We start from the raw sequence: 25149 nt of genomic DNA, 5'->3' as shown, positions 1-25149 counted from the left end.
TCGCCCACTTGTTTGTTGATTAATGGGAACTTATGGAACGTTTTATCGAAAACCTGATGTATTCATCGCGCTGGCTGCTGGCTCCGGTTTACATGGGACTTTCGTTGGGCCTGCTGGCGCTGACCATCAAATTCTTCCAGGAAATTTTTCACCTGTTGCCGCACGTCTTCACCATCGCGGAGAACGATTTGATTCTGCTGCTGCTGTCGCTGGTGGATATGACGCTGGTCGGCGGTTTGCTGGTGATGGTGATGCTCTCGGGTTACGAGAACTTTGTCTCCAAGCTGGATATTGATGAGCACAGAGAGAAGCTGAGCTGGCTCGGTAAAATGGACTCCGGCTCGTTGAAAAACAAAGTGGCGGCCTCGATTGTGGCGATTTCATCGATTCACCTGCTGCGTATCTTTATGGACGCGCGCAACATCGAGAATGAAAAGCTGATGTGGTACGTGATTATCCACCTGACGTTTGTGCTGTCGGCCTTTGTGATGGGCTGGCTGGATAATATGTCGAAGGGGGATAAGAAAGCGGTGAAAATGTGATGAATCCAGGTCGCCATAAATGGCGACCCTACAAAACCATCGCGTAGGGTCGTCATTTATGGCGACCTTTTCATTTCCGCTACCGCGTCGGCGGCTGCGCTCCCGCTAACTTCGGCATCACTTCCCGAATCATGGCGAAAAACTTCTGTAACCGCGCCGGATAATAGCTCGCCCACGGATAAGTCAGCCACACCGGCAGCGGCGGCGCTTGCCACTCCGGCAGCAGCTGAATCAAATCGCCTTTCGCCAAATCCTCCTGCACCACCCACGACGACACCACCGCCGCGCCCATGCCCGCAATGGCCGCTTTGCGCACCGCGTACAAACTGTCGCTGGCGAGGCGCGGCGCAATCGCCAGATTCAGCGGCTGACCATCGCTAATACGCTGCAAGGCGATTTCATTGCGATAAAAACTGGTCAGCGCCAGCCACGGCAGATTGGTGAGCTGCGAAACCTCTGCAACCGGCGGATGCGCGGCCAGCAGCGACGGTGCCGCCACCACAAAGCGCGGCACTTCCGCCAGTAACACCGCCACGATTGACGCATCGCTGGGCGCACCGACCTGAATCGCACAGTCGATGTTTTCGCTGATGAAGTCTGGCGTGCGGTCATTCAGCGTCCACTCCACGTTTAAGCGTGGATAGCGATGCAGATAATCGATCAGCGGTTCAATCAGCTGATCCTGGCCAAACGCATGCGGCGCCCGCACGCGCAAGGTGCCAATCGGGTCGTCGCTGGCGCCGGTGAGGTCATCCTCCAGCGCGTGCCAGGTCGCTACCAGCTGACGCGCCTGCGCATAACAGCGCTCGCCATCGTCGGTAAGTTTCAGCGCATGCGTGGTGCGCATAATCAGTTTGAGACCGAGCCGCTGCTCAAGCGCCTGCAGGCGACGGCTGATGGTGGGCTGCGTGGTACCGAGTTGGGTGGCTGCGGCTGAGAGCGATCCGCTCTCGACGATGCGGATAAAGGTCTGCATCAGTTCGATGCGATCCAGGCTGGAGATGTTGTTCATACGCACCACGCATAACAGTTCTGTGTTTGAGCAGTCTACCGCGTATGGCGGCGACGCGCTTTAATAAGCGCACATTCACGGGGGAATCCACTATGTCAGCCATCTCAACGTCAGCCATGCCAGCTGAAAAACTGCCCGCGCCGCTGGTCTTTACGCTCGCGGCCGGTGCCGGACTCAGCGTCGCATCGATTTATTACAGCCAGCCGATGCTGGATATCATCAGCAAACAGTTCAATGTCGGGATCGGCAGCGTCGGCATGGTGCCGATGTTGACGCAAGCCGGTTACGCGCTGGGGATTTTGCTACTGGCCCCGCTCGGTGACCGTCACGATCGTCGCACCATTATTCTGATTAAAGGTTTGCTGCTGGTTGCTGCGCTGTTGCTGTGTGGCTTCTCGGGCGGATTGAATGCCTTGCTGATCGCCAGCTTCGTCACCGGTTTAACCGCCACCGTGGCGCAGGACATCGTGCCAGCTTCAGCGGCGTTAGCGCCGGAGCGCAGCCGCGGCAAAACCGTTGGTACAGTGATGACGGGATTGCTGGTGGGGATTTTGCTGTCACGCGTGGTGAGCGGCGTGGTGGCGGAGTATTTCGGCTGGCGCACCATGTACATGATTGCGGCGGTGGCGGTGTTGCTGATTAGCATTGCGCTGTGGCGCGTGCTGCCGCGCTTTACGCCGGGCACCTCGGTGAGCTATCCGCGTCTGCTGCTGTCGCTAGCGCATCTGTGGCAGCACCATCAAACGCTGCGCCGTGCCGCGCTGGCGCAAGGTTTGTTGTCGGTGGGCTTTAGCGCCTTCTGGTCAACGCTGGCATTGATGCTCAGTCAAAACTTCCATCTGGACAGCGCCGTCGCCGGGGCATTCGGCCTTGCGGGTGCCGCAGGCGCTCTGGCCGCGCCGTTAGCTGGCAGCGTGGCGGATCGCATCGGCCCAGCGCGTGTTACGCAGTACGGTGCCACGCTGGTGATGGTGTCGTTCGCGCTGATGTTCTTGTTGCCGTTGCTGCCGATGCCGGCTCAGCTGGGTCTGATTATCATCAGCACCATCGGTTTTGATTTGGGTGTGCAGGCCACGCTGGTGGCGCATCAGACGCTAGTTTACAGCCTGGCGCCGGAAGCACGCAGCCGCCTTAACGCCTTGATGTTTACTGTGGTGTTTATCGGCATGGCAACCGGTGCGGCGCTGGGAAGCCTGGCGCTGGCACATTGGGGCTGGACCGGCGTGGTGGCACTCTCAACATTGGCCGCTGCGCTTGCCCTGATGATTCGCCTCGCCAGCCGTCATCTGAAAAACTGATCGCCTAACATGTGCCAGGCTTAAGGGAGAATGTTATTTAAAAACGGAGCGTTATGAATTTCCTGGCCTGGACCGCCGCCACCGGCGGTCTGCTACTTCTTATGTCACTGGCTTCCGGGTGGATTCACCGTGGGCCAGTGACCTCATTTGGTCTCTACCTGTTCGCGGGCATCCTGTGTGGTCCGTGGATGCTCAATCTGCTGCAAGTCGACATCATCGGTCACGCCAATCTCGCCGCGCATCTCACCGAAATCGCCATGGCGGCCTCGCTGTTTATCACCGGGCTGAAACTGCGCTTGCCGCTCAACGCACATGCGTGGCGGATTGGCGTCAGGCTGGCGTTTCCGGCGATGCTGCTTACCGTCGGCGGCATGACGTTGCTGGTGCACTGGATCACTGGCTTTGACTGGGCGATGTCGCTGGCGTTTGGTGCCATTGTCGCGCCGACCGATCCGGTGCTCGCCAGCCTGATTTCCGTGAACGATGCGCGTGATGACGACGCCCTGCGAGTGGCGCTCTCCAGCGAAGCGGGCATGAACGACGGCTCGGCGCTGCCGCTGCTGATGCTGGCGATTTTGCTGTTGCAGCCGGGCGAACTGAGCACCGCTGCGCTGGGTGAATGGTTCGCCAAAGATGCGCTGTGGGCGATTGGCGGCGGGCTGGGAATCGGCTTTGCGCTGGGTTGGCTGATCGGTCAGCTGGCGACGCATTTACGTACCGCCAATCAGGATGTCGCACCTAACGATCTGTTCGCACTGGCGCTGATTGCGTTGAGCTATGCTGCCGCGCAGTCGGTTGATGCGTCGGGCTTCCTCGCCACCTTTGCGGCGGGCGTCGGGTTACGTCGCGCGGAATTACGCGTGGTGAAGCACTATCCGCAAGATGAGATGTCTGAAGAGGAGCGTTTCTTACCAGCAGAAGCGCGCGTTAATACCGGTCAGCGCATGGCGCAGGGCAGCAGCGGCATGGTGAAATCAGTGGGTTTGGTGATCGGCGATGCGCTCTCCTTTGGTGATACTATCGAGCGCTTGCTGGCGGCGGGCATGATGGTGGTGCTGGGCATTACGCTGGCGCAGCACTGGAATCTCACCGGTATCGGCCTCGCGCTGCTGCTGTTTGTGGTGGTGCGTCCGCTGGCGGTGTGGATCACTACGTGGCGTTGCGATATTCCGCTGATGCGCCGCTTGCTGATTGGCTGGTTGGGTATTCGCGGCATCGGCAGTATCAATTATATTGCCTATGCATGGGTGCACGGCATGCGTGGACCGCAGGCGGAGCAGATGGTGGATATGGCGCTGACGTTAGTGGTGTGCAGCATTGTGTTGCACGGCATCACTGTCACGCCGTTGTTGAACTGGCGTGCTGCCCGTCAGGCCGCACGCGCCGAACAAAACGAAAACTGATTTATTGGAAATTATTGGAGCCTATTATGAAAGCGTTATTACTCGCCCTCGTTGGGCTGTCGCTGTCGGCCGGTGCCTTGGCTGCCGACGGTGATAATAATCAGGAAGAGAATGTTTATGCCAGCCAGCTGTGTCATCTGGTGAGCAGTGAAAAGAAGACCAGCGATTTAGATGGCTACACGGAGAAGCTGAAGTCACAACTCGCGGCCAGCCAGTCTTCATCGGCCATGCAGCAACCTGAATTTAATGAAGAAATCGCGCAGGAAGTGATTAGCGCGTGGCTGGAGTTGGGTGAGGATGAGCGCGGCAAACTGCGTCATGACCAATCGCAATGTGAACAAACGGTAATGACGCAGTTCCAGCAACAGGACTGATTGTCTTTATCGCAAGAATACGCGCCTTTTTAGGCGCGTTTTTTTATGGCTTTTTTGTACGATTTACGTACATAATCGCCAACGTCGAAATCAGACATGCGTCACATAATGAGATTCAGCTGTTGAAGCTGGCATTTTTTGCATACTGGCACTGGGCAAGATGATTACACGTCGTCACTTTTTGTTGGCTACTGGAGCAACCGTTCTCTCGATGACCACGGGCAAACTCTTTGCTCGCGATGACGTCATTCCGCTGTGGCCCGACGATCCGCCGGGCGGCGGCGGCCCTTCAGGCTTGCTCAAAGTCGATCGCCACGGCTCCTGGACCAATATCGTTTCACCTGCTATTCAACGTTTCCGCCCGGAAAATCCCAACGGCGAAGCGGTGATTGTGGCGGCGGGCGGCGGCTATCGTTTTATCGGCATGGGCCGCGAAGCCTGGCCGGTGGCGCGCTGGCTGAATGGCAGCGGCTATACCGTTTATGTGCTTAGCTACCGTTTACCGGGTGAGAAGTGGCAGGCGGGCAATCTGGCGCCGCTGCAGGATGCGCAACGCGCCATTCGTCTGGTGCGTTCGATGGAGCGCAAAGTGCATGTGCTGGGCTTCTCCGCCGGTGGACATCTGCTTGGCATGGCGGCGGCACGTCCGGATTTCGAATCCTATCCGGCGCAGGATCCGCTGGACCAGATCAGGCCAAATGTGGATAGCGTTGGGCTGATCTATCCAGTGATCACCCTTGAAGCGCCGTATCAGCGCACTAACACACATCTGATGATGGTGGGCCAAAACGCCACCCCAACCCAGGAAGCCAACTGGTCAGTGCAGAACTACGTGACGCGCCAATATCCGCCGACTTTCCTCGCGCAGGCCGAGGACGATCACACCTCCAATCCCCACAATACCGAAATGATGCGTGACGCTTGTCGCCGCATGCGCGTGCCGGTTGAGCTGATTGAGCTCAGCAGCGGCGGGCATGGTTTTGGTCTCGGCAAAGCGGGTACGCCTGCCGCGTTGTGGGATCAGGCGTATGTGCGTTGGTTGGATAATCAGGGTTAAAGCAGATTGGGTTGGTGTGTATTAGGAAGGTCGCCATGAATGGCGACCCTACAGGATCGGGGTAGGGTCGCCATTTATGGCGACCTGGTTCACGTCAAATTAAAATTCGCGTCCGGCTGCAACGGTTCCGGCAGCGGCGTATCACCATTCATCGCTTTCAAATTGCGTTCGATATTGACGCACAGCGCATCGAGCGGCAGATGATTCGGTGCGGTGCCAAACGGATGTTCCAGCTCCTCCGCCAGCGCTTCCAGCGACAAAAAGGTGTAGGAGATAAACATCGACACCAGCGGCGTCATCAGGTGCAAATCCGCCACCAGCGCAAACGGCAGCAGCGTACAGAACAGGTAAACCGTGCGATGCAGAATCAGGCTGTAGGCGAATGGAATCGGCGTGCTGGCGATGCGATCGCAACCGCCCAGAATCGCCGACAGCTGATTAAGATTTTCATCAATGCTCTGCCAGACAATATCCGACACCAACCCTTCATCGCGGCGCTGCGCCAGCCATTCACTCAAGCACAATAAAATCTGCGACGTCGGCATGGGATGATGCAGCACTTTGCTGTGCCAGCTGGCCGGCAGCAAACGCTGTAAATCGGCCTGCACATCAGTTTTACGCAGGCGATGTTTCAGGCACCAGCAGAATGCCAGCAGCAAGCCGGTAAATTCCCGCACCTGTTCTTCACTCACGCCACGAATGCTTTTGATCTGCCGCAGCAGCGAGCGCTGGGTGATATGCAGGCTGCCCCACAAGGTGCGAGCTTCGATAAAACGCGCATAGCTGGCGTTATTACGAAAGCCGAGAAAGATGGCGATCGACACACCGACCAAACTAAAAGGCGCGGTGGTGAGGTGGATGCCGAAAGTGGAGTACCACGGATAGCCAAAGATGGCGATCAGTGACATCAGCAGGTTGAGCGACAGGCGGAACACGATGTTGCTGAGCACCGATCCATGCCAGTCAAACAGCCGGAGAAACCAGTGTTGATGAGGACGTACGATCATTTTGCGATGGTGTATTTTTTAGGTTTTGTGGCGACAGGTTACGCCGGTCAGTGCCCTTGAACAACGCTAAATCCGGCTCTTTTTAAGGCAGATTACACGGTGAAAATGCCATTTTATTTATTTAAATCAATCTTCTAAAAACACTTTGAACAAGTTGTAAAATTCTTTGCGTTATCTCTTCCTGCTCGCCTTCTCTAAAGTTCATTCCAGCAGCACAACACACAAATTTAAAACCACTTTAGAGGAACACATCATGTCTAAATTCGACCTGCTCGACCCACAGAACTCCACGCTGATCTTCATCGACCACCAGCCGCAGATGTCTTTCGGCGTTGCGAATATCGATCGCCAGCAGCTCAAAAATAACACCGTCGCTCTGGCGAAGACCGGCAAAATTTTCGACGTGCCGGTGATTTACACCTCGGTTGAGACGGAGAGCTTCAGCGGCTACATCTGGCCTGAACTGCTGGCGGTCCATCCAGAAGCCAAGCCGATTGAGCGCACCTCAATGAACTCATGGGAAGACGCGAAGTTTGTTGAAGCGGTTGAGAAAACCGGCCGTAAAAAGCTGATTATCTCTGCGCTGTGGACGGAAGTGTGCCTGACGTTCCCGGCGTTGATGGCGCTGAAAGAGGGCTATGAAGTCTATGTGGTGACCGATACGTCTGGCGGTACCAGCGTCGATGCGCACGAACGTTCTATCCAGCGCATGGTGCAGGCTGGCGCGGTGCCGGTGACCTGGCAGCAAGTGCTGCTCGAGTATCAGCGCGACTGGTCACGCAAAGAGACCTACGATGCGGTGATGGATCTGGTGCGTGAACACAGCGGCGCTTACGGCATGGGCGTTGATTACGCTTACACCATGGTGCACAAAGCGCCGCAGCGCAGCGCCTGAATCACGTCGGGCGCGGCAGGCTGACTTTCAGCGCATCGATAAACAGCCGCAGCGCCATGGATTGATGTCGGTTGGGCGGGAACCACAGCGCAATCCCCGCCGATTGCACCCGCCAATCGGCCAGCAGTTCTATCAGCTGGCCGCTGCGCAGTTCTTTCTCCACATACAGCGACGGCACATAAGCAATGCCCAAACCGGCGAGGGCGGCCTGCGCCATCAGCGCGTTGCTGTCTAACGTCAGCGTGCCTGGCACGTCAATCTCATGCTTTTCGCCCGCCTGCGCATACTCCCACTGATAACGTTTACCGCTCGGCAAGCGCTGGCGGATGCACTGCTGTTGCAGCAGATCGCGCGGATGAAGAATCGATGCGTTTCTTGCCAGATAAGCGGGCGCGGCAACGGTCACAAACGTCAGCGGGCCGCCGAGCGGCACGGCCACCATATCCTGCGGTACATCCTCAATCAGCCGAATGCCGGCATCAAAACCGGCGGCGGTGATATCCACCAACGTACCTTGCGCGGCGAAATCGAGCTGAATATCGGGATAGCGCGCGCTAAAGTCCGCCACTACGTGATCCAGCAACAAACCGATCGAGGCATCGCTGGCGCTGATGCGCAACGTGCCGTAATGCTGATGACGGCTGGCGGAGATGTCGTGTAGCACATCATCCATCTGGTTCAGCAGCGGCGAAAGCCGATCCAGCAGTTGCTGCCCGGCATCGGTGAGCGACACGCTGCGCGTGGTGCGTTGAAACAGCTGTACGCCCAGATTGTGCTCCAGCGTTTTTACCAGATGGCTGAGCGACGAGCGCTTTAAGCCGAGCATTTCAGCGGCACGGCGAAAGCTGCGCTGCTCGCCCAGCGTTTTGATGGCCTGCAGTTCGTGCCAGGAAGGACGTCTCATTGGTGGCTTTTCCTCACCGGGTCATGCGCGATTAGGTGGATTATCTCCACCAGTAAAGCGATCTACCATCAGGTTTTCAATATGAGGAGCACAACATGAAAACCTGGTTAATTACCGGTGCCAGCAGCGGGCTGGGCCGATTGATGAGTGAACGTTTACTGGCGCGTGGCGATCGCGTATTGGCGACGGTGCGGCGTGAACAGGCGATGGCCGATCTGCAGCAAACCTACGGCGAACAGCTGCAGGTTATTACGCTGGATTTGGCGCACACCGCCAGCATCGCGCCCGCGATTGAACGCGCTTTTGCCGCCGTCGATCGCATTGATGTGGTGGTGAGCAACGCGGCTTACGGCCTGTTCGGCGCGGCAGAGGAGTTGAGCGATGCGCAGATTGAACGCCAGATCGTCACCAATCTCACCGGTTCAATCCAGCTGATTCGCGCGGTGATCCCTTTCCTGCGCCAGCAGGGCGGCGGGCGCATTGCGCAGGTTTCATCGGAAGGCGGCCAGGTCGCGTATCCCAACTTCAGCCTGTATCACGCCACGAAATGGGGCATTGAAGGATTTGTCGAGGCGGTGCGCCAGGAAGTTGCCAGCTTCGGCATCGATTTCCTGCTGGTGGAACCCGGCCCGACCGCAACCAATTTTGGCGCTGGTCTGGACGTGGCAGATGCGCTGGAGGTTTATCGCGATAACGCCGCAGGCCAGCTGCGTCAGGCGATTTTCTTGGGCGATTTCACCATTGCCGGCGATGCCGGGAAGTGCGTCATGGCGATGATCGCCACGCTGGATCAGCCCAGCATGCCGCTGCGATTAGCGCTCGGCAGCACGGCGTATCAGAACATAGAAACGGCGCTGGAAAGCCGGCTGGCAGAGCTGCGCGGACAACGGGATGTGGCGTTTGGCGCGGATGTGTAATCAGGGCTGCAACCAGGTGCGCATGAATGCGCACCCTACGAAAACCTTGGCAAACCGCACATCAATAATAATCGCCGTGGCGGTAATCCCATGAAGGGAAAATCTCGGACAGCAGCGCCATAATTTTATCCACATCCAACCCTTTACGAATCAGCACCGGGCATGGCGTGATTTTGCGCTCGCCATTTTGCTGTGGAATCAGACGACCTTCGCTATCCACCATCGATACCATAACGCCTTGTTCATAGCGCACTTTATTGGCATCGTTAGGCTGAATGGATTTCACGTAAGCATTGGCTTCGATAATTAAATCGGCGCGGGCTTCAATGCGCTCGCCAATACCTTCGACCAAACCGCGATTTCCCTGGCCAGATGGATTGGCTGAGCTGGCAAAAGAGAATTTCCCGTGAGTATCCCACAATGCTTTTGCGATATTTTCGCCTGGCTTGCCGAATTTAATCACGAAGCAGCTGGTTTGACGGCCATCCATCATCAGCTCTTTTGAGCCATCATCGGGAATACGCGACAGCGCATCGTCGCGCCACGGTAAAATACAGCCCAGCAGAATATCTTCATCCCAGTGACGCTGATAAAGCTGGTCGATTTCTGGCGTGAGTTGCGCAAGCGAACGCAGCTGTTCCAGCGAGCCGCACAGCACCACGCCCGGCTTGTTGCGCTTGCGTTGCTTGGCTTCAAACTTACGCTCCAGTCCGGCTTTGTCAGAGGTCATGATGATGTAGCCCACTTTGGTTGGGCTAACGATCATGCCGCCATCTTGCGCCAGAATATCGATGGCTTCCGGTTGTAATCCGCCATTCCAGGCTATTTGCTTACCGCTCATGGATTTACCCTGTCTGCAAAAAAAAGGATATACAGGAATATTACCTGCAATGAATTTAAGGGTTTGGTAAATTAACCCGATATTTCATCAGGATTAATTATGTTTTAGAGATGTCTGTTACGATAATAGTACTAAAAATATCGCTAATGCAATGGGTGAAAATAACGATGAAATTAATAGGGCTAATAATAAATAACGCCTGTGAATTGTAGTGTTATTTATAAATGGCGCTGAAAAGCGTATTCAGCGCCAACAGTAATCAGAACAGGATGGCATGCACCGTCGCACGCAGCGCAATGCCAAGCAGAATGCCGGGCACGGCAAAGCGGAACAGGCGCGGGAATCGGCTCGACAGGCCAAGGTAAATTCCGATGCCGGGTAGATCGAAGGTTTGAATCAGCAATCCGGCCGATGCGTTGATGTTGTGCGCGCTGTATAAACCTTTCTCCACCAATCCCGCCACCACGCCGTAATAGGCGGTGCCGCCCGCCAGACATTTAGTCAGCGCCGGAAGAATATAGACTTCGGAAATATTCAGCTTATCCAGCAGCGGCGACACCAGACGCGTCAGCATTTCAATCCCGCCGGCTTCCTTCAAAATACCGACCACCGATAACGAGATAATCAGCATCGGCAGCGAACCCAGCGCCAGACGAATCGCATCGGAACCGGCGCTATTAATGATGCCAATCAGCCCCATTTTAGTTTCGCTGTTGGTGACGGCTTCATCTTCATTTAACAGCGCCGCATCGGAGAGTTTACGGCCAAACAGGTGATAGGTCGCCGCTGCCGCTAATACGCCGCCGCAGATCGAAATAATCAGCGCCGTGCTCCAGTGTAATCCCGCCGGAATCAGCGGATAAAAGGTGCTGGCCTGGCCCATGGCAAACAGCATCGCCAACGTGGCCGCCATATGACGATCGGAGGTGCCGCGCTTCTCCATAATAGCCAGCGCCGCCAGCGGGGCCGCAAAGCTGACGAAATTAAGCTGAATCATGGCAAAAAATGCCAGCCCGGTAATACCGAAGGGTTTTAATAACGGCGTGGCATGACGGACGACAAAATCTAGTAGACCTTTGACCTCCAGATATTTCATGATGAATAACATTACCACCATAATCGGAATCAACGTGTAGAGCGCCACGTCTACCGAGGCTTTGCCTGCGGACATAATGATATCGATAATATTCATGCCCGCTTCCGACCTTTGTTCACACCGTTCTCCCCGTAAAAAATATTTAAACTGGCAATGCCATTAAATTTTCGATGCGCATTAATGCGCCCCCTACGTTGTAGGGTCGCCATTAATGGCGACCGCCAGCAAAGAAATAAATATTATCCTGTACATGGATTATTGAGTAGTGAAGAAAATGAGTTTTGTATTGCAGGAAATGAAGAATACTGAACTATTTTTCAGCACCTAATTACAAGTGAGTTTCAATAAGCATTAACGAAAAACAAGACGGATCTGCTATCGATGTAGAGGAAGCCTGTTCAGTTTGATCCCCCGAGTGATGTGTGGACACGTAGTTCAGGGGGAATGATGGAAAACAAACATATTCAGATGCTGACCGATGCTTTTGAAGGCTGTTCTCAACAAACTGATAGCGGTGTGGAGTTCTGGTTAGCGCGAGATGTGCAACATCTGCTGGGGTATGGCAAATGGGACAACTTCCAAAGTGTGGTTTTGAAAGCCAAAACGGCTTGCGAGATTTCAGGCCATGAAGTGCTGGATCATTTTGCCGACGTCGGGAAAATGATCCAACTTGGCAAAGGTGGGCAGCGCGAGATTGATGATGTCATGCTTACGCGGTACGCATGTTATCTGATTGCCCAAAACGGCGATCCCAGAAAGCAGGAGATTGCATTTGCGCAGACTTACTTTGCCATGCAGACGCGTAAAGCGGAGCTTATAGAATTAAGGCTACTAGAAACTGAGCGGGTGCAGGCAAGGAAAAAACTGAGCGGAACCGAAAAAGAGCTTTCAAACGTTATTTACGAACAAACGGGTGGCAGCCAAAACTTCGCACTTATTCGTAGTAAAGGTGATTTTGCCCTGTTTAATCGCAGTACTCAGGTTATGAAAGTACAGTGGGCTGTGCCAGAAAGTCGTCCATTAGCAGATTTCGCACCAACCATTATTTTAAAAGCCAAGGATTTTGCTACCGAGATTACTATTCATAATGCTCGTACGCTACGAATGCAAAGTGAGCAACAAATATCTGGCGAGCACGTTAATAATAACCAGGCGGTACGAGAAACATTACTCAGTCGAGGAATTAGACCTGAAAGTTTACCGGCTGCTGAAGATGTAAAAAAAGTTGAGCGCAGATTGGCTTCAGCCGAAAAGAAGTCACTGGTAAAACCTGCGAAACTGGAAAAAGATAGCGACGAACTTTAATAAGAAAACATCAGGATGCAGATGCATCCTGATGTTATTTATGAGATTAGCGGTTTAACGCATCGTCACAAACTCTTCCGCCGCCGTTGGGTGAATCGCTACGGTGTTATCGAAGTCTTTCTTGGTGGCGCCCATTTTCAGCGCCACCGCGAAGCCTTGCAGCATCTCATCCATACCGTTGCCGATACCGTGAATGCCGACAATCTTCTCTTCCGGGCCAACGCACACCAGCTTCATGCGGCACGGCTGGCGATGCTGGGTAACGGCGGTGTACATCGCGGTGAAGGAGGATTTGTACACTTTCACCTGATCGTCGCCGTACTGTTCGCTCGCCTGCGGTTCGGTCAGACCCACGGTACCAATCGGCGGATGGCTGAACACCACGGTCGGCACGTTGCTGTAATCCAGATGCTCGTCCGGCTTGTTGTTAAACAGACGCTCGGAGAGACGACGACCTGCGGCAACGGCCACCGGCGTCAGTTCCACCGCGCCGGTGTTATCGCCCACCGCGTAGATGCCTTTGACATTGGTGTTCTGGAACTTATCGACGTTGATGTAGCCTTTGTCGTTCAGCGCCACGCCGGTTACCGCCAGATTGAGGTTGTCAGTCGCTGGTTCACGGCCAATCGCCCACACCAGGCAATCCACGGTTTGTTCGTGGCCGCTTTCCAGCTGCAGCGTCAGGCTGCCATCGGCATTTTTAATCACGGCTTTCGGAATCGATTCGGTGTGCAGCGTTGGGCCTTCGGCCTGCATCACTTCTACCAGCGTATCGACGATCAGCGGATCGAAGCTGCGCAGCGGCGCATGTTTACGCACGAACAGGTGCGTTTCCGCGCCCAGTGCATTGACCACGCCCGCCAGTTCCACCGCGATGTAACCCGCGCCAACCACCGCCACGCGTTTTGGCAGCGCATCGAGCTCGAAGAAACCGTCAGAGTCGATACCGTATTCCGCGCCCGGCACGTTGGGATGGCTGGGACGTCCGCCGGTGGCGATCAGGATATGATCGGCAGTAATGGTTTCACCATTCACTTCCACGGTATTAGCATCGATAAAGCGCGCGAAGCCTTTGATCACTTCAACCTTGTTTTTACCCAGCACGTTGTCGTAGGAGCTGTGAATGCGGTCGATGTAGGCGCTGCGGTTTTTCACCAGAACTGACCAATCAAAACGGTTTACCGTGGTGTCGAAGCCATAATCTGGCCCATAAAGATGAATAGCTTCAGCGATTTGCGCCGCATGCCACATGACCTTTTTCGGTACGCAGCCGACGTTGACACAGGTGCCGCCCAGCTCTTTGGCTTCAATCAGCGCGCACTTCTGGCCATGCATCGCTGCACGGTTAATCGAGGCGATACCGCCGCTGCCGCCGCCGATGGCGAGGTAGTCAAAATGTCTGGTCATCCGTTATGTCCATCTGTTGGAAGAAAATTGGCATAGAGTTTAACGCTAGGACGATTATTGACGCAAAGATTGCACCTATGATTGTAATAGCATTGATTTTTATGTCCGATTACAGGGAAGCATAGCATGCAACTGACATTCCTCGGCACCGGCGGCGGTGCGCCCAGCCTGCAACGTAACGTCACCGCGATAGCGCTGACGCTGTCAAAACGCGGCGATACCTGGCTGTTTGACTGCGGCGAGGCGACGCAGCATCAATACATGCGCTCTGCGCTGAAGCCGGGCAAGCTGGAAAAAATCTTTATCACCCATCTGCACGGCGACCACATCTTTGGGCTGCCGGGCTTGCTTACCAGCCGCTCAATGGCCGGCATCCCCGAACCGATGACCATTTACGGACCAAAAGGTATTCGTCAGTTTATCGAGACGGCGCTCAGTTTGAGCGGCTCGTACACCTCTTATCCGCTGGAAATTGTCGAGATTGAAGCCGGTTTGGTGCTGGATGACGGCGAAGTGCGCGTGACGGCCTGGCCGATGAATCATGTGATTGAGTGTTATGGCTATCGCATCGAGCAGCATGATAAACCAGGCTTCCTCGATGCGCCGCGTTTGAAGGCAGAAGGCGTACCGCGCGGACCGTGGTATCAGGATTTGAAAGCCGGTAAGCGCATCCAGCTGGAAGATGGCCGTGAGATCAATGGCGCCGATTATCTTGGCCCGGCAACCAAAGGCAAAGTGCTGGCGATATTTGGTGATACCGCGCCAACCGAGGTGGCGCTGCAGCTGGCCGCGAATGCCGATGTGATGGTGCACGAAACCACGCTGGAGGCGGCGCTGCAGGAGAAAGCCAATGGACGCGGCCACTCAACCACCATTCAGGCCGCTGAAGTGGCGAAACAGTCGGGGGCGAAGCGGATGATCGCTACGCATTTCAGTTCGCGCTATTTGTCTAAGGATCGGGAGAAACTGCTGGCGGAGTGCCAGTCGGTGTTTGCAGCGACCGAGCTGGCACATGATTTTGCGGTGTTCGAGGTTTAGTGCTGTAGCGCCGGATAGGTGAAAAACAGCAGATGCGTCATGTTGAACAGGAAATGGATGCCGGTGGCGACCCACAGGCGTCCGCTCCACTGCCATGCGAGGCCGTAAATCAGCCCGGCGAAGGTGGCAAACACCATCAGCAGCGGCCCGCCGGGAAAATGCGACACGCCAAACAGCAGCGAAGTCAGTAACAACGCGGCAACGGGGCCGCCTTTCTGGCGCAGGCGCTGTTGCAGATAGCCGCGAAAAAACGCTTCTTCCGCCAGTGACACGAAGAACAGGTTTGCCAGCATAAAACTGCCCAACCATTCCGGCCAGTGAGGTTCAACGGCCAATCCACCCAACTCAACCGCCACATACAGCAGCAGCGGAATCGCCGCCAGCAGCGCCAGCCACAAGATTTTGAGTCGCGGCGGCGCGGATTTAGTGCGGAACAGCTGCGGCAAGCAGATGAGCAACACAAACGGAATCAGCGCTTTATCGAAGTTATACGAGAAGCTAAAGGGCAGGCTGAGCGGCCCGGCTTGCACATCTTCCACCTGACGCGGATTTTTGAAACCGGGGAAAAAGTGCACAAACAGGCCGATAGCGATGGCAACCAGCGCGGCTTCGCTCACCAGCTGAATCCAGCGCGCGTTATTTTCTACGCGAATCCAGGCGATGACGGCAATCGCGCCGAGCAGCACCATCGCTGGCCAATCCAGCACATCCTCGAACAGCCCCAAAATAGTGGCGAGCGTGAGCAGCAGTACTGAAAAACGTTTGGCGGGCGACAGCACAGCAAGTGCGCCAGCCAGAATGATCCACATGATAATTGTCCTGATAGGCTGGCGACGTAGTAAGCGAACTTACTCTGGCACGATCTGCGTGACGCTGAAGTGACCGGTTCCGGCGGGCACCAATTTCTGATGCAGCCACGGCAGCAGCTCTTCCATCTGCGCTTTCAGCTTCCACGGCGGGTTAATCACGATCATGCCGGAGGCCGTCATGCCGCGCTGATCGCTGTCCGGACGTACCGCCAGCTCAATCTGCAGGATGTTGCGGATATTGGTGGCCTGCAAATCTTTAACCATGTGCTTGATCTGCTGACGCATCACCACCGGATACCACAGCGCAAATACGCCGGTGGCGAAACGCTTGTGACCTTCCTGAATGCCTTTCACCACATCCTGATAATCGCTTTTCATCTCATACGGCGGATCGATCAGAATCAGGCCGCGACGGCTCAGCGGCGGCAGCTTGGCTTTCAGCTGCTGGTAGCCATCGCCACGCGCCACGCGCGCGCGGGAATCTTTGCTGAACTCGGTGCGCAGCAGCGGATAATCGCTGGAGTGCAGCTCGGTCAGCTCCATTTTGTCCTCTTCACGCAGCAGGAAGCGGGCAATCAACGGTGAACCCGGATAATACTTTAAGGTGCCGTGCGGATTGAGATTACGCACCGCCGAGAGATACGGCTTGAGCAACTCCGGCACATCCGGCTGCTGCCAGATGCGGCCAATGCCTTCCAGATATTCACCGGTACGCTCGGCGTGCTCTCCGCTCAGCAGGTAACGTCCGGCACCGGCGTGGGTATCCAGATAGAGGAAAGGTTTTTCCTTCTCCATCAGGGCGGTGAGGATCAGGCTTTCAACGGTGTGTTTCAGCACGTCGGCATGGTTGCCGGCATGAAAACTGTGGCGATAACTCAGCATAAAGAAAGGGGGTCCGCGGTTGGATCAAAGGAAGTCAAAACATCGTGTGTGGCGCGATTATAGCCGCGCTGCATAAAAATTGCTGACGTTTTGGCAGGCGCTTAAGTTTTGCGCCAATGCGTCGCTATAGCCGGTTGCGACTTGTCTGGTATCAGTGAAAATTCCTAAGGAAAATTCGGTACTCGAATTTTATCCTCAGATTAAGTAAGTTAGTCTGCGCTAAACCAAGCGGTCACAAGCCAAATGCCAGAGAGTCTGGCAGGAAACTTTCCGGTTAAGGCCGTATAATTTTTTGCTTAAAGCATCTCTAACAATTCCTGGTGAAAATAATGAAAAAAATGACTGGTATCGCGGTGGCAAGCCTGTTGGCACTGACAGGCTGCGCGAAACAACAACCCGTTCATAGTTTAGTCACACCGCCGATGGCGGAAGAGCAGCCTGCAGCGCAAAATGCGCCAGAGCAGCAGGGTTCACCGTTTGTTGCTTCTGCGCCGGCACAAGCTGAAAGCGCATCTTTCAGCGACGACCGCGCGAGCAATATTCAGCAGTGTCGTAAAGAGTTGGATGCGATGCGTCTTTATAGCCAGGCTTCCTATGAAAGCTATCAAGCGGAATTCCAGAAAATCGGTGCACAGACCAATAAATATCTGCAAATTAAAGATTCCATTGGCTCTGATATCAATGATCTGGTGATGCCGCGTTATCAATTCCAGATCCGTGAATTGTGCTTCCGTATTAAGACTCGCCTTTCTCAGCTGATTATTCGTCAGGCTGGTTGAGTTAATAAAAGCAGCTCCAATTTATTATTTTTAACAGCGCAATGTGATTGCGCTGTGGTCGGGCTTCATCTTTATCTCAGTGATAAAGATGAAGCCTTTTGTTTACTTATTGTCGCGCCGGGAGGCCGTGATGACACCCCGTTATCTGTCTCGGATACTTGTAATGACTGTATCGCTGTTGCCTGCTTTAGCCTGCGCGGCTTCTGACGATGAGATGCTGCGCGCTTTTGGCGAGGCTTCTCACGCAAAACCTTTTATTCCGGCCGAAACGTCGAAACCACAGCCAACATCACAACCAAAAAGTACTACTAAATCAACGGACCAAGCGGAGTTGACACGCTTACGTGCGCGCATCAATCAGCTGGAGAAGCAGCAGGCTGAATCTAAGCGTGATAAGTCGCAAGAGGCGCTGAAACGTCAACAGGCTGAGAGCCAGAAAAAGCTGGCTGCGCTGGAAGCTGAAAATCAACAGCAGGCGCAAAACCTCGCCAAAGTCACGCAAGAACTGAAGGCGGCTCAACAGCAAGCGGCTGATGCAGCCCAGCGCAGCGTCCCGCAGCAATCGATCAGTGATAAGCAACTGGCTGCGTTACAGGCTGAGAAACAGCAGTTGGCAGAGGAAGTTAGTACACTTAAGCAGGCGCTGAAGGATGCACAACAGCAAAGCAGGGCATTAAGTGACATGCAAAAGAACGCTGAAGCTTTAAAGGTGCAACAAATCGAAAGCGCCAAAAAGCTTGCTACGCTGGATGCTGAGAAAAAACAGCAAGCCCAGGATGCGGCCCAGTTGAGTAAACAGCTGAATGAGGCGCAGGAAGCAGTAAAACGCAGCCAGGAACAGCTTAAAACGCAGCATGCCGCAGATGCGGAGTTATTGAACCAACAACTGCGTGAAGCACACGATGCCGCCAAACGCAGTGAAGATGCTTTGAAGCAGCAGCAGGCAAAAAATATTGCCACATTGACTGCCGAGCTCGATAACGCAAAAAAGCACTCGACCATCGCGTTACCCGAGACACTTCCCAAAAGTGACGCTGCTCGCGATGGTTACACCTTAGGTCAATTCATTGCCAGTAATGCAGTGGTGCAGTTGCAGATGGTGAAGGATGTGGGCCTCAATATCAGCCTTGATCAGTTGATCGCGGGGTTAACCACGCAACTGAAAACCGGCACGTCAGCCATGCGCAGCGAAGAGATGTCGCAGCGTTATGCAACGATGCAAGAATCGATCAATAAAGGCATGGGCAAGCTGATTGAGAAAGGCTATGCGCAACTCGATAAACAGGTTGAGAAGCGTAAAACGCTGCGCGCAGAAAATGGCGTGCGCTGGTTTGCGGTGAAGCCAGCGAAAGCGAAACTGATCCCCGAGCAGCAGGTTGAAGTGAGCGTCAAAGTCAGCACGCTGGGCGGCAAAGTGATTAATGATTTTGCAGATGACAAAGTGCCATTTGATAGCAATCTGCCGCCGCTGCTCTATGACGGGATGTCTCTCACCGGTAAAGGCGGTGCTGTAGAAGGCTGGGCGCTGGCGAAAGATATCTTCGAACGCGAGCCGTTGCCGCCGTGGGTGGCGCCTTACGATGTGATTCACTACCAACTCGCGATTAAATAATCTTCAGCCCGCCTTCTGGCGGGCTTTTCTTCGTTGGTCCAGACTTAGTGGCATTGATTTTCATGCCATCAAGCCGCATGTTAGTAAAATGCGTCGCGCGAAAGTTCGCGCCACTACTTCATCATGAAAGGACTGCGCTTATGACCAATCCGTTACTCACGCCTTTTTCGCTGCCTCCGTTTTCTGCCATCAAACCTGAACATGTGGTTCCTGCGGTTACCGAAGCGCTAAATGACTGCCGCGCAGCGGTGGAACGCGTTGTGGCACAAGGCGCGCCTTACACCTGGGAAAATCTGGTGCAGCCGCTGGCTGAAGTCGACGATCGTTTAGGTCGCCTGTTCTCGCCGGTTAGCCATTTGAACTCGGTAAAGAACAGCCCAGAACTGCGTGAAGCTTACGAGCAAACGCTGCCGCTGCTGTCGGAATACAGCACGTGGGTTGGCCAGAATGAAGGCCTGTATCAGGCGTATCGCAACCTGAAAGAGAGCGATAGCTACGCGGCGCTGGATACCGCGCAGAAGAAAGCGGTGGATAACAGCCTGCGTGATTTCGAGCTGTCCGGTATCGGCCTCGATAAAGAGAAGCAGAAGCGCTACGGCGAAATTGCGGCGCGTCTTTCTGAACTGGGTTCGACCTACAGCAACAACGTGCTCGACGCCACCATGGGCTGGAGCAAGCTGGTGACCGATGAATCGGAGCTGGCGGGCATGCCGGAAAGTGCGCTGGCCGCCGCCAAAGCACAGGCCGAAGCCAAAGAGCAGCAAGGCTGGCTGCTGACGCTGGATATCCCAAGCTATCTGCCGGTCATGACTTACTGCGACAACGCCGCATTGCGTGAAGAGCTGTATCGTGCATATTCAACGCGTGCTTCCGAACAGGGCCCGAATGCTGGCAAATGGGACAATGGTCCTGTAATGGCGGAAGAGCTGGCGCTGCGCCATGAACTGGCTCAGCTGCTGGGCTTTGACTCTTACGCTGACAAATCGCTGGCGACCAAAATGGCGGAAAATCCGGCGCAGGTGATCGACTTCCTGACCGATCTGGCGAAACGCGCTCGTCCACAAGGCGAAAAAGAGCTGGCTCAGCTGCGCGCCTTCGCGAAGAAAGAGCACGGCGTCGACGAGATGAATCCGTGGGATCTGACGTACTACGGCGAGAAACAGAAACAGCATCTCTACACCATCAGCGACGAGCAGCTGCGTCCGTACTTCCCGGAAGCGCGCGCGGTGAGCGGTTTGTTCGAGGTGGTTAAACGCATTTACGGCATCACCGCCAAAGAGCGCAAAGACGTCGATGTTTACCATCCAGACGTGCGCTTCTTCGACCTGTTCGACGAAAGCGGCGAACTGCGCGGCAGTTTCTATCTCGATCTCTACGCACGTGAACACAAGCGTGGCGGCGCGTGGATGGACGATTGCGTCGGCCAGATGCGTAAAGCCGACGGCAGCCTGCAGAAGCCGGTGGCCTATCTCACCTGTAACTTTAATCGTCCGCTGCAGGGCAAGCCGGCGTTGTTCACGCACGATGAAGTGATCACGCTGTTCCATGAATTCGGTCACGGTCTGCACCATATGCTGACGCGCATCGAAACGCCGGGCGTATCCGGTATCAGCGGTGTGCCGTGGGATGCCGTTGAGCTGCCAAGCCAGTTTATGGAAAACTGGTGCTGGGAGCCGGAAGCGCTGGCGTTTATCTCCGGGCACTACGAAACCGGCGAGCCGTTGCCGAAAGAGCTGCTGGATAAAATGCTGGCGGCGAAAAACTATCAGGCGGCGCTGTTTATCCTGCGTCAGCTGGAGTTCGGCCTGTTCGATTTCAGTCTGCATACCGAGTTCGATCCTGCGCAAGGCGCGCGTATCCTCGAAACCCTGCGTGAAGTGAAGAAGCAGGTTGCCGTGGTGCCAAGCCCGGAATGGGGCCGCTTCCCGCACGCTTTCAGCCACGTGTTTGCTGGCGGTTATGCGGCGGGTTATTACAGCTATCTGTGGGCCGACGTGTTGGCTGCCGATGCCTATTCGCGCTTCGAAGAAGAGGGCATTTTCAACCGTCAGACCGGTCAGTCGTTCCTCGACAACATTCTGACGCGTGGCGGTTCCGAAGAGCCAATGGAGCTGTTCAAACGCTTCCGTGGCCGTGAGCCGCAGCTCGATGCGATGCTGGAACACTACGGAATTCAGGGATAAGCCTGCTTGTGAAAATTGGTTTAATCGATGAAACAGGCGCCGGAGACGGCGCCTTATTACATTTAGCCGAGCGCTGGGGTTTGCAGCAGGACGATCAGGCGACGATGGCGCTGGTGTTAACCGCCGAGCACCTTGAGCTGCGTAAGCGGGATGAGCCGAAACTCGGCGGCATCTTCGTGGATTTCGTTTCGGGCGCGATGGCGCATCGGCGCAAGTTTGGCGGCGGTCGCGGCGAAGCGGTGGCGAAAGCGGTTGGCATTAAAAGCGGTTATCTGCCAGACGTGGTTGATGCGACGGCCGGTTTAGGGCGCGATGCGTTTGTGCTGGCGGCGCTGGGCTGTCGCGTCCGCATGCTGGAGCGTCATCCGGTAGTAGCTGCCTTGCTGGACGATGGTTTGCGTCGCGGCTATCAGGATGCGGAAATTGGCGGCTGGCTGCGCGATCGGCTTACGCTGCTACACGCCGTCAGCCAGCAAGCGCTGAGCGATATCACGCCCGCGCCGGATGTGGTCTATCTCGATCCGATGTATCCACATCGCCAGAAAAGCGCGATGGTGAAGAAAGAGATGCGCGTGTTTCAGTCGCTGGTCGGTGCGGATGACGATGCGGATGCGTTGCTGGAACCGGCGCGCCGGCTGGCGAAGAAGCGCATTGTGGTGAAGCGTCCGGATTATGCGCCGCCGTTAGCGGGCGTGGTAACGCAGGATGCGGTGGTGACCAAAAGCCATCGTTTTGATATTTATCCGCCGCTTGGGTAATTACGCAAACAACGCGCAATAAATTGCGCCGCTACAAAAAAATCAGGCCGGTAAACCGGCCTGATTTTTATTCTTCGTCTTCGTCGCGCAGCGGAACAATTAACATGTCGATGTGCACGGTGTTAATTAACTGGCGCGCCGATGACATCAGCTTGCTCCAGAAGTCCTGATGGTGACCACACACCACCAAATCTACATCATATTTCTTAATCGCATCCACCAGCACCTGGCCAAGATCACCGCTGCCGCTCAGGGTTTCACTGATCGGATAACCGGCATTGATCGAAAGCTCCTTCAGTGCGGTGTGCGTCTCTTCAGAAATACGCTTCTGCATGTCGCCCAGATTGACGTCAATCAGCCCGGTATACAGGTCTGAATAGTTCACATCAACGTGGATCAGCGAGATTTTTGCATCATAAGGACGGGCCAGCGAAACGGCTTTATCAACCAGCAACTGGCTTTCCGGGGAAAGGTCTACTGCAATCAGGATGTGTTTATAAGCCATGATAAAACTCCTTTCTCAAGATTCGGGGCAATCTTCCTGCTTTCACGGTAGGCGATTCCTTTGCGCGAGACGGCGATGAAGCGCCACCAACCAATTTTTCAGCCTTGCAGGCGGTTTTTGTTATGTCCTGAGTATAGCCAGAGTTGTTAACAAATGCTGCAAGCGAAAGTTCGCATGTGAGGAAGATCAAGCGTTATTGGCTTTTTCACTCGCCCTGAACGAAAATCATCGCTGGAAAAAAATTGAACAGATCTCCTACACTGAAAATAAGTGCCACTGCCGTATGAGTCGCGCACTCAGGTTCGCATAACAACAATGCAATCGACATCATTCAGTGGCTGGTTTATTTCCCGTGCGGCGTCTACAGCAATTCCCCGCTGCGTTCGACGTCGTTGTGGCTCCAGCCGGGAGGGGAACATGATCAGCACTATCGCGCTTTTTTGGGCTCTGTGTGTGGTTTGTCTGGTGAATATGGCGCGCTATTTCTCTTCTTTGCGCTCACTTTTGGCCGTTTTGCGCGGTTGCGATCCGCTGTTATATCAATATGTGGATGGCGCGGGTTTCTTCACGTCGCACGGGCAGCCGAGTAAGCAGGTGCGGCTGGTGCGCTATATCTGGGAGAAGCGCTATCACGATCATCATGACGACGAGTTCATTCGCCGCTGTGAGCGGGTGCGCGGGCAGTTTGTGCTGACCAGCGGGCTCTGTTTTTTGGTGGTGGTGAGTTTGATTGCGATGGCGATTTGGCAATGAAAACGGCAATAAAAAAGGGCGACATCGCTGTCGCCCTGGAATATTTCTGCGCTTTGCTTAGATCAGTTTCAGTGCAATCCAGTAGAGCGCACCTGACAGCAAAATACACACCGGCAAGGTGAACACCCACGCCATAGCGATATTTTTGATGGTGCGGCTCTGCAATCCACCGCCATCAACCAGCATGGTACCGGCCACCGACGATGACAGAATGTGCGTGGTCGAAACCGGCATACCGGTGTAACTGGCCACGCCAATCGATACTGCGGCTGTTACCTGCGCCGACATACCTTGCGCATAAGTCATGCCTTTCTTACCGATTTTCTCACCAATGGTGGTGGCAACACGACGCCAGCCAATCATGGTACCGATGCCCAGCGCCAGCGCCACAGCAACAATAATCCAGATCGGAGCGTACTCAACGGTGCCCAGCAAATCGCTTTTCAGCTTGTTGAGGAAGCGCTTATCTTCCGCGCTGGTTTCCGGCAGCTTGGCCACTTTATCCACGGTATCGGAAACGCACAGCAGCAGACGACGCATCTGGCTGCGTTGATCAACCGTCAGCTGATCGTAACTCTGCAGGTTGTTAAGCAGCAGCTGCGCACGATCGATTGCCTGCAGCGCACGGCTGCTGTCGCAATGGAACTCCTGCGGACCGCCAAGCGATTCATCCGGCGTTGGTACCACAGGCGGCGCCAGCTGCATCATGTGCGTCAGCGACTCGTTGTGCTGCTGATAATACTGCTCCAGATGATTGACTGCGTCACGGGTGCGGGTGATGTCATAACCTGACGCATTCAGGTTCACCACAAATCCCGCCGGCGCAACGCCGATCAGCACCAGCATAATCAGGCCGATGCCTTTCTGACCATCGTTAGCGCCGTGTGAGTAGCTCACGCCAATCGCGGAAACGATCAGGGCAATGCGCGTCCAGAACGGTGGCTTTTTCTTGCCATCAATCTTTTCACGGTCAGCAGGCGTCATGTGGATGCGGGAACGTTTGGTGGTTCCGCTCCAGTAGCGACGCAGGATAAAGATCAGACCGCCTGCAATCACCAGACCTACAATCGGTGAAAGAATCAGGGACATGAAGATATTGATGACTTTCGGCAGGTTGAGCGCGTCAACCACCGAGGTGCCGGTCATCAGGGCGTTGGTGAGACCAATACCGATGATAGCGCCAATCAATGTGTGAGAACTGGAGGCGGGCAAACCCAAATACCAGGTGCCGAGGTTCCAGATAATCGCGGCCAGCAGCATGGAGAAGACCATGGCGAGACCGTGGGCCGAACCGACATTCAACAGTAAATCGGTCGGAAGCATGTGAACGATGGCGTACGCCACGCTCAATCCACCAAGCAAAACACCTAAGAAGTTGAAAACACCCGCCATGACAACCGCCAGTTGCGCCCGCATCGCACGGGTATAAATGACAGTCGCGACCGCGTTAGCAGTGTCGTGAAAACCGTTGATTGCTTCGTAAAACAATACAAACAGCAGAGCAAGAATCAGTAACAGGCTGGTACTGAGGTCGAGACCAGCAAACAGATGTAGCATAAACGTTACGCCATTTTGGGAGGACATGAACGCGGCGCATTATCTGCGACAACGTGCGCGATATGAAAGAAAAATATAGCTCTTTATTGTCTTAAAATTGTAATGCAGCGTATAGATTTAGCTGAAAACGGCTAAAAATTAGTGAGTTACATTATGACACATTTACGGCATTTTTTTGAAGCTGGCGCTAAAAGCCGCAAATCCCTACAATCAGC

General features: G+C 54.8%; 24 protein-coding genes. 14 read left to right on the top strand and 10 right to left on the bottom strand.

Annotated elements, in window-relative coordinates; all coding sequences use genetic code 11:
- The first annotated feature begins 32 nt into the window (after window positions 1-32).
- The gene (locus ACXIZX_RS18170; protein ID WP_008109449.1) at window positions 33-542 is read left to right on the top strand and encodes a TIGR00645 family protein; all 510 of its coding nucleotides are present in this window, start codon (window positions 33-35) and stop codon (window positions 540-542) included.
- A 79-nt stretch (window positions 543-621) separates the two neighbouring features.
- On the opposite strand, the gene ACXIZX_RS18165 is transcribed toward ACXIZX_RS18170, so the two are convergent.
- Window positions 622-1554 carry a LysR family transcriptional regulator gene (locus tag ACXIZX_RS18165; protein ID WP_479404677.1) on the bottom strand — a complete coding sequence of 311 codons (933 nt, stop codon included), beginning with the start codon at window positions 1552-1554 and terminating at the stop codon, window positions 622-624.
- Window positions 1555-1646: 92 nt separating this feature from the next.
- On the opposite strand from ACXIZX_RS18165, the gene ACXIZX_RS18160 reads away from it, so the two are divergent.
- From ACXIZX_RS18160 to ACXIZX_RS18145, 4 genes are all read left to right on the top strand, one after another.
- Window positions 1647-2852, top strand: a complete 1206-nt coding sequence (locus ACXIZX_RS18160; RefSeq protein WP_479404676.1) for an MFS transporter — start codon at window positions 1647-1649, stop codon at window positions 2850-2852.
- Window positions 2853-2905: 53 nt separating this feature from the next.
- Window positions 2906-4255, top strand: coding sequence for a cation:proton antiporter (locus ACXIZX_RS18155; protein ID WP_061719793.1), 1350 nt, complete (start codon window positions 2906-2908; stop codon window positions 4253-4255).
- Window positions 4256-4281: 26 nt separating this feature from the next.
- Window positions 4282-4629, top strand: coding sequence for a hypothetical protein (locus tag ACXIZX_RS18150; RefSeq protein ID WP_137386704.1), 348 nt, complete (start codon window positions 4282-4284; stop codon window positions 4627-4629).
- 160 nt (window positions 4630-4789) lie between these two features.
- Window positions 4790-5686 (top strand): alpha/beta hydrolase, encoded by an 897-nt coding sequence (locus ACXIZX_RS18145; protein ID WP_036649417.1) that lies wholly within the window; start codon window positions 4790-4792, stop codon window positions 5684-5686.
- Window positions 5687-5775: 89 nt separating this feature from the next.
- Here the strand turns inward: ACXIZX_RS18145 and ACXIZX_RS18140 are convergent, their stop codons facing one another.
- On the bottom strand, window positions 5776-6693 hold the full coding sequence (locus tag ACXIZX_RS18140; protein ID WP_323275472.1) for a bestrophin family protein: 918 nt from the start codon (window positions 6691-6693) through the stop codon (window positions 5776-5778).
- 253 nt (window positions 6694-6946) lie between these two features.
- Between ACXIZX_RS18140 and ACXIZX_RS18135 the strand changes: the two genes are divergently transcribed.
- Window positions 6947-7588 (top strand): hydrolase, encoded by a 642-nt coding sequence (locus ACXIZX_RS18135; protein WP_008108119.1) that lies wholly within the window; start codon window positions 6947-6949, stop codon window positions 7586-7588.
- A gap of 1 nt (window position 7589) precedes the next feature.
- Here ACXIZX_RS18135 and ACXIZX_RS18130 read toward each other — a convergent pair whose 3' ends face one another.
- On the bottom strand, window positions 7590-8492 hold the full coding sequence (locus tag ACXIZX_RS18130) for a LysR family transcriptional regulator (protein ID WP_479404675.1): 903 nt from the start codon (window positions 8490-8492) through the stop codon (window positions 7590-7592).
- A 95-nt stretch (window positions 8493-8587) separates the two neighbouring features.
- On the opposite strand from ACXIZX_RS18130, the gene ACXIZX_RS18125 reads away from it, so the two are divergent.
- Entirely contained in the window at window positions 8588-9409 is an 822-nt protein-coding gene (locus tag ACXIZX_RS18125; RefSeq protein WP_479404674.1) for an SDR family oxidoreductase, read from the top strand.
- Between the two features lie 61 nt (window positions 9410-9470).
- On the opposite strand, the gene ACXIZX_RS18120 is transcribed toward ACXIZX_RS18125, so the two are convergent.
- Together ACXIZX_RS18120 and ACXIZX_RS18115 are read right to left on the bottom strand one after the other, a co-directional pair.
- The gene (locus tag ACXIZX_RS18120; RefSeq protein ID WP_479404673.1) at window positions 9471-10250 is read right to left on the bottom strand and encodes an L-threonylcarbamoyladenylate synthase; all 780 of its coding nucleotides are present in this window, start codon (window positions 10248-10250) and stop codon (window positions 9471-9473) included.
- Window positions 10251-10509: 259 nt separating this feature from the next.
- Window positions 10510-11442, bottom strand: a complete 933-nt coding sequence (locus tag ACXIZX_RS18115) for a nucleoside recognition domain-containing protein (RefSeq protein ID WP_479404672.1) — start codon at window positions 11440-11442, stop codon at window positions 10510-10512.
- 348 nt (window positions 11443-11790) lie between these two features.
- Here ACXIZX_RS18115 and dinD point away from each other — a divergent pair, with 348 nt between their 5' ends.
- Window positions 11791-12651: a DNA damage-inducible protein D gene (gene dinD, locus ACXIZX_RS18110; protein WP_479404671.1), complete on the top strand. Its 861-nt coding sequence runs from the start codon at window positions 11791-11793 to the stop codon at window positions 12649-12651.
- Window positions 12652-12705: 54 nt separating this feature from the next.
- Here the strand turns inward: dinD and gorA are convergent, their stop codons facing one another.
- Complete coding sequence (gene gorA, locus ACXIZX_RS18105) at window positions 12706-14058, bottom strand: glutathione-disulfide reductase (protein ID WP_479404670.1); 1353 nt, start codon at window positions 14056-14058, stop codon at window positions 12706-12708.
- Between the two features lie 126 nt (window positions 14059-14184).
- Between gorA and rnz the strand changes: the two genes are divergently transcribed.
- Entirely contained in the window at window positions 14185-15096 is a 912-nt protein-coding gene (rnz, locus tag ACXIZX_RS18100; protein WP_179453107.1) for a ribonuclease Z, read from the top strand.
- On the opposite strand, the gene ACXIZX_RS18095 is transcribed toward rnz, so the two are convergent.
- Both ACXIZX_RS18095 and ACXIZX_RS18090 read right to left on the bottom strand, forming a co-directional pair.
- Window positions 15093-15905, bottom strand: coding sequence for a lysostaphin resistance A-like protein (locus ACXIZX_RS18095; protein ID WP_479404669.1), 813 nt, complete (start codon window positions 15903-15905; stop codon window positions 15093-15095). The two genes, rnz and ACXIZX_RS18095, sit on opposite strands and share 4 nt — an antisense overlap.
- 39 nt (window positions 15906-15944) lie before the next feature.
- A complete protein-coding gene (locus ACXIZX_RS18090; RefSeq protein WP_007889903.1) occupies window positions 15945-16787 on the bottom strand; it encodes a 23S rRNA (adenine(2030)-N(6))-methyltransferase RlmJ in 843 nt (280 codons plus the stop codon).
- A 329-nt stretch (window positions 16788-17116) separates the two neighbouring features.
- Here ACXIZX_RS18090 and ACXIZX_RS18085 point away from each other — a divergent pair, with 329 nt between their 5' ends.
- The 4 genes from ACXIZX_RS18085 to rsmJ all read left to right on the top strand — a co-directional run bounded on the left by ACXIZX_RS18085 (window position 17117) and on the right by rsmJ (window position 22119).
- Entirely contained in the window at window positions 17117-17566 is a 450-nt protein-coding gene (locus tag ACXIZX_RS18085) for a hypothetical protein (protein ID WP_231103509.1), read from the top strand.
- A 163-nt stretch (window positions 17567-17729) separates the two neighbouring features.
- Window positions 17730-19178: a hypothetical protein gene (locus tag ACXIZX_RS18080; RefSeq protein ID WP_479404668.1), complete on the top strand. Its 1449-nt coding sequence runs from the start codon at window positions 17730-17732 to the stop codon at window positions 19176-19178.
- Window positions 19179-19318: 140 nt separating this feature from the next.
- Window positions 19319-21361: an oligopeptidase A gene (gene prlC, locus ACXIZX_RS18075; RefSeq protein WP_479404667.1), complete on the top strand. Its 2043-nt coding sequence runs from the start codon at window positions 19319-19321 to the stop codon at window positions 21359-21361.
- Window positions 21362-21369: 8 nt separating this feature from the next.
- The gene (rsmJ, locus tag ACXIZX_RS18070; protein WP_479404666.1) at window positions 21370-22119 is read left to right on the top strand and encodes a 16S rRNA (guanine(1516)-N(2))-methyltransferase RsmJ; all 750 of its coding nucleotides are present in this window, start codon (window positions 21370-21372) and stop codon (window positions 22117-22119) included.
- Between the two features lie 67 nt (window positions 22120-22186).
- Here rsmJ and uspA read toward each other — a convergent pair whose 3' ends face one another.
- Window positions 22187-22624, bottom strand: coding sequence for a universal stress protein UspA (uspA, locus tag ACXIZX_RS18065; RefSeq protein ID WP_007889892.1), 438 nt, complete (start codon window positions 22622-22624; stop codon window positions 22187-22189).
- Between the two features lie 417 nt (window positions 22625-23041).
- Between uspA and uspB the strand changes: the two genes are divergently transcribed.
- Complete coding sequence (uspB, locus tag ACXIZX_RS18060) at window positions 23042-23377, top strand: universal stress protein UspB (protein ID WP_008108136.1); 336 nt, start codon at window positions 23042-23044, stop codon at window positions 23375-23377.
- A gap of 57 nt (window positions 23378-23434) precedes the next feature.
- Here uspB and pitA read toward each other — a convergent pair whose 3' ends face one another.
- A complete protein-coding gene (gene pitA / locus ACXIZX_RS18055; RefSeq protein WP_139221449.1) occupies window positions 23435-24934 on the bottom strand; it encodes an inorganic phosphate transporter PitA in 1500 nt (499 codons plus the stop codon).
- Between the last annotated feature and the right edge of the window lie 215 nt (window positions 24935-25149).

Source organism: Candidatus Pantoea symbiotica (assembly GCF_056491525.1).
This window is presented reverse-complemented; position numbering and strand designations above follow the sequence as displayed.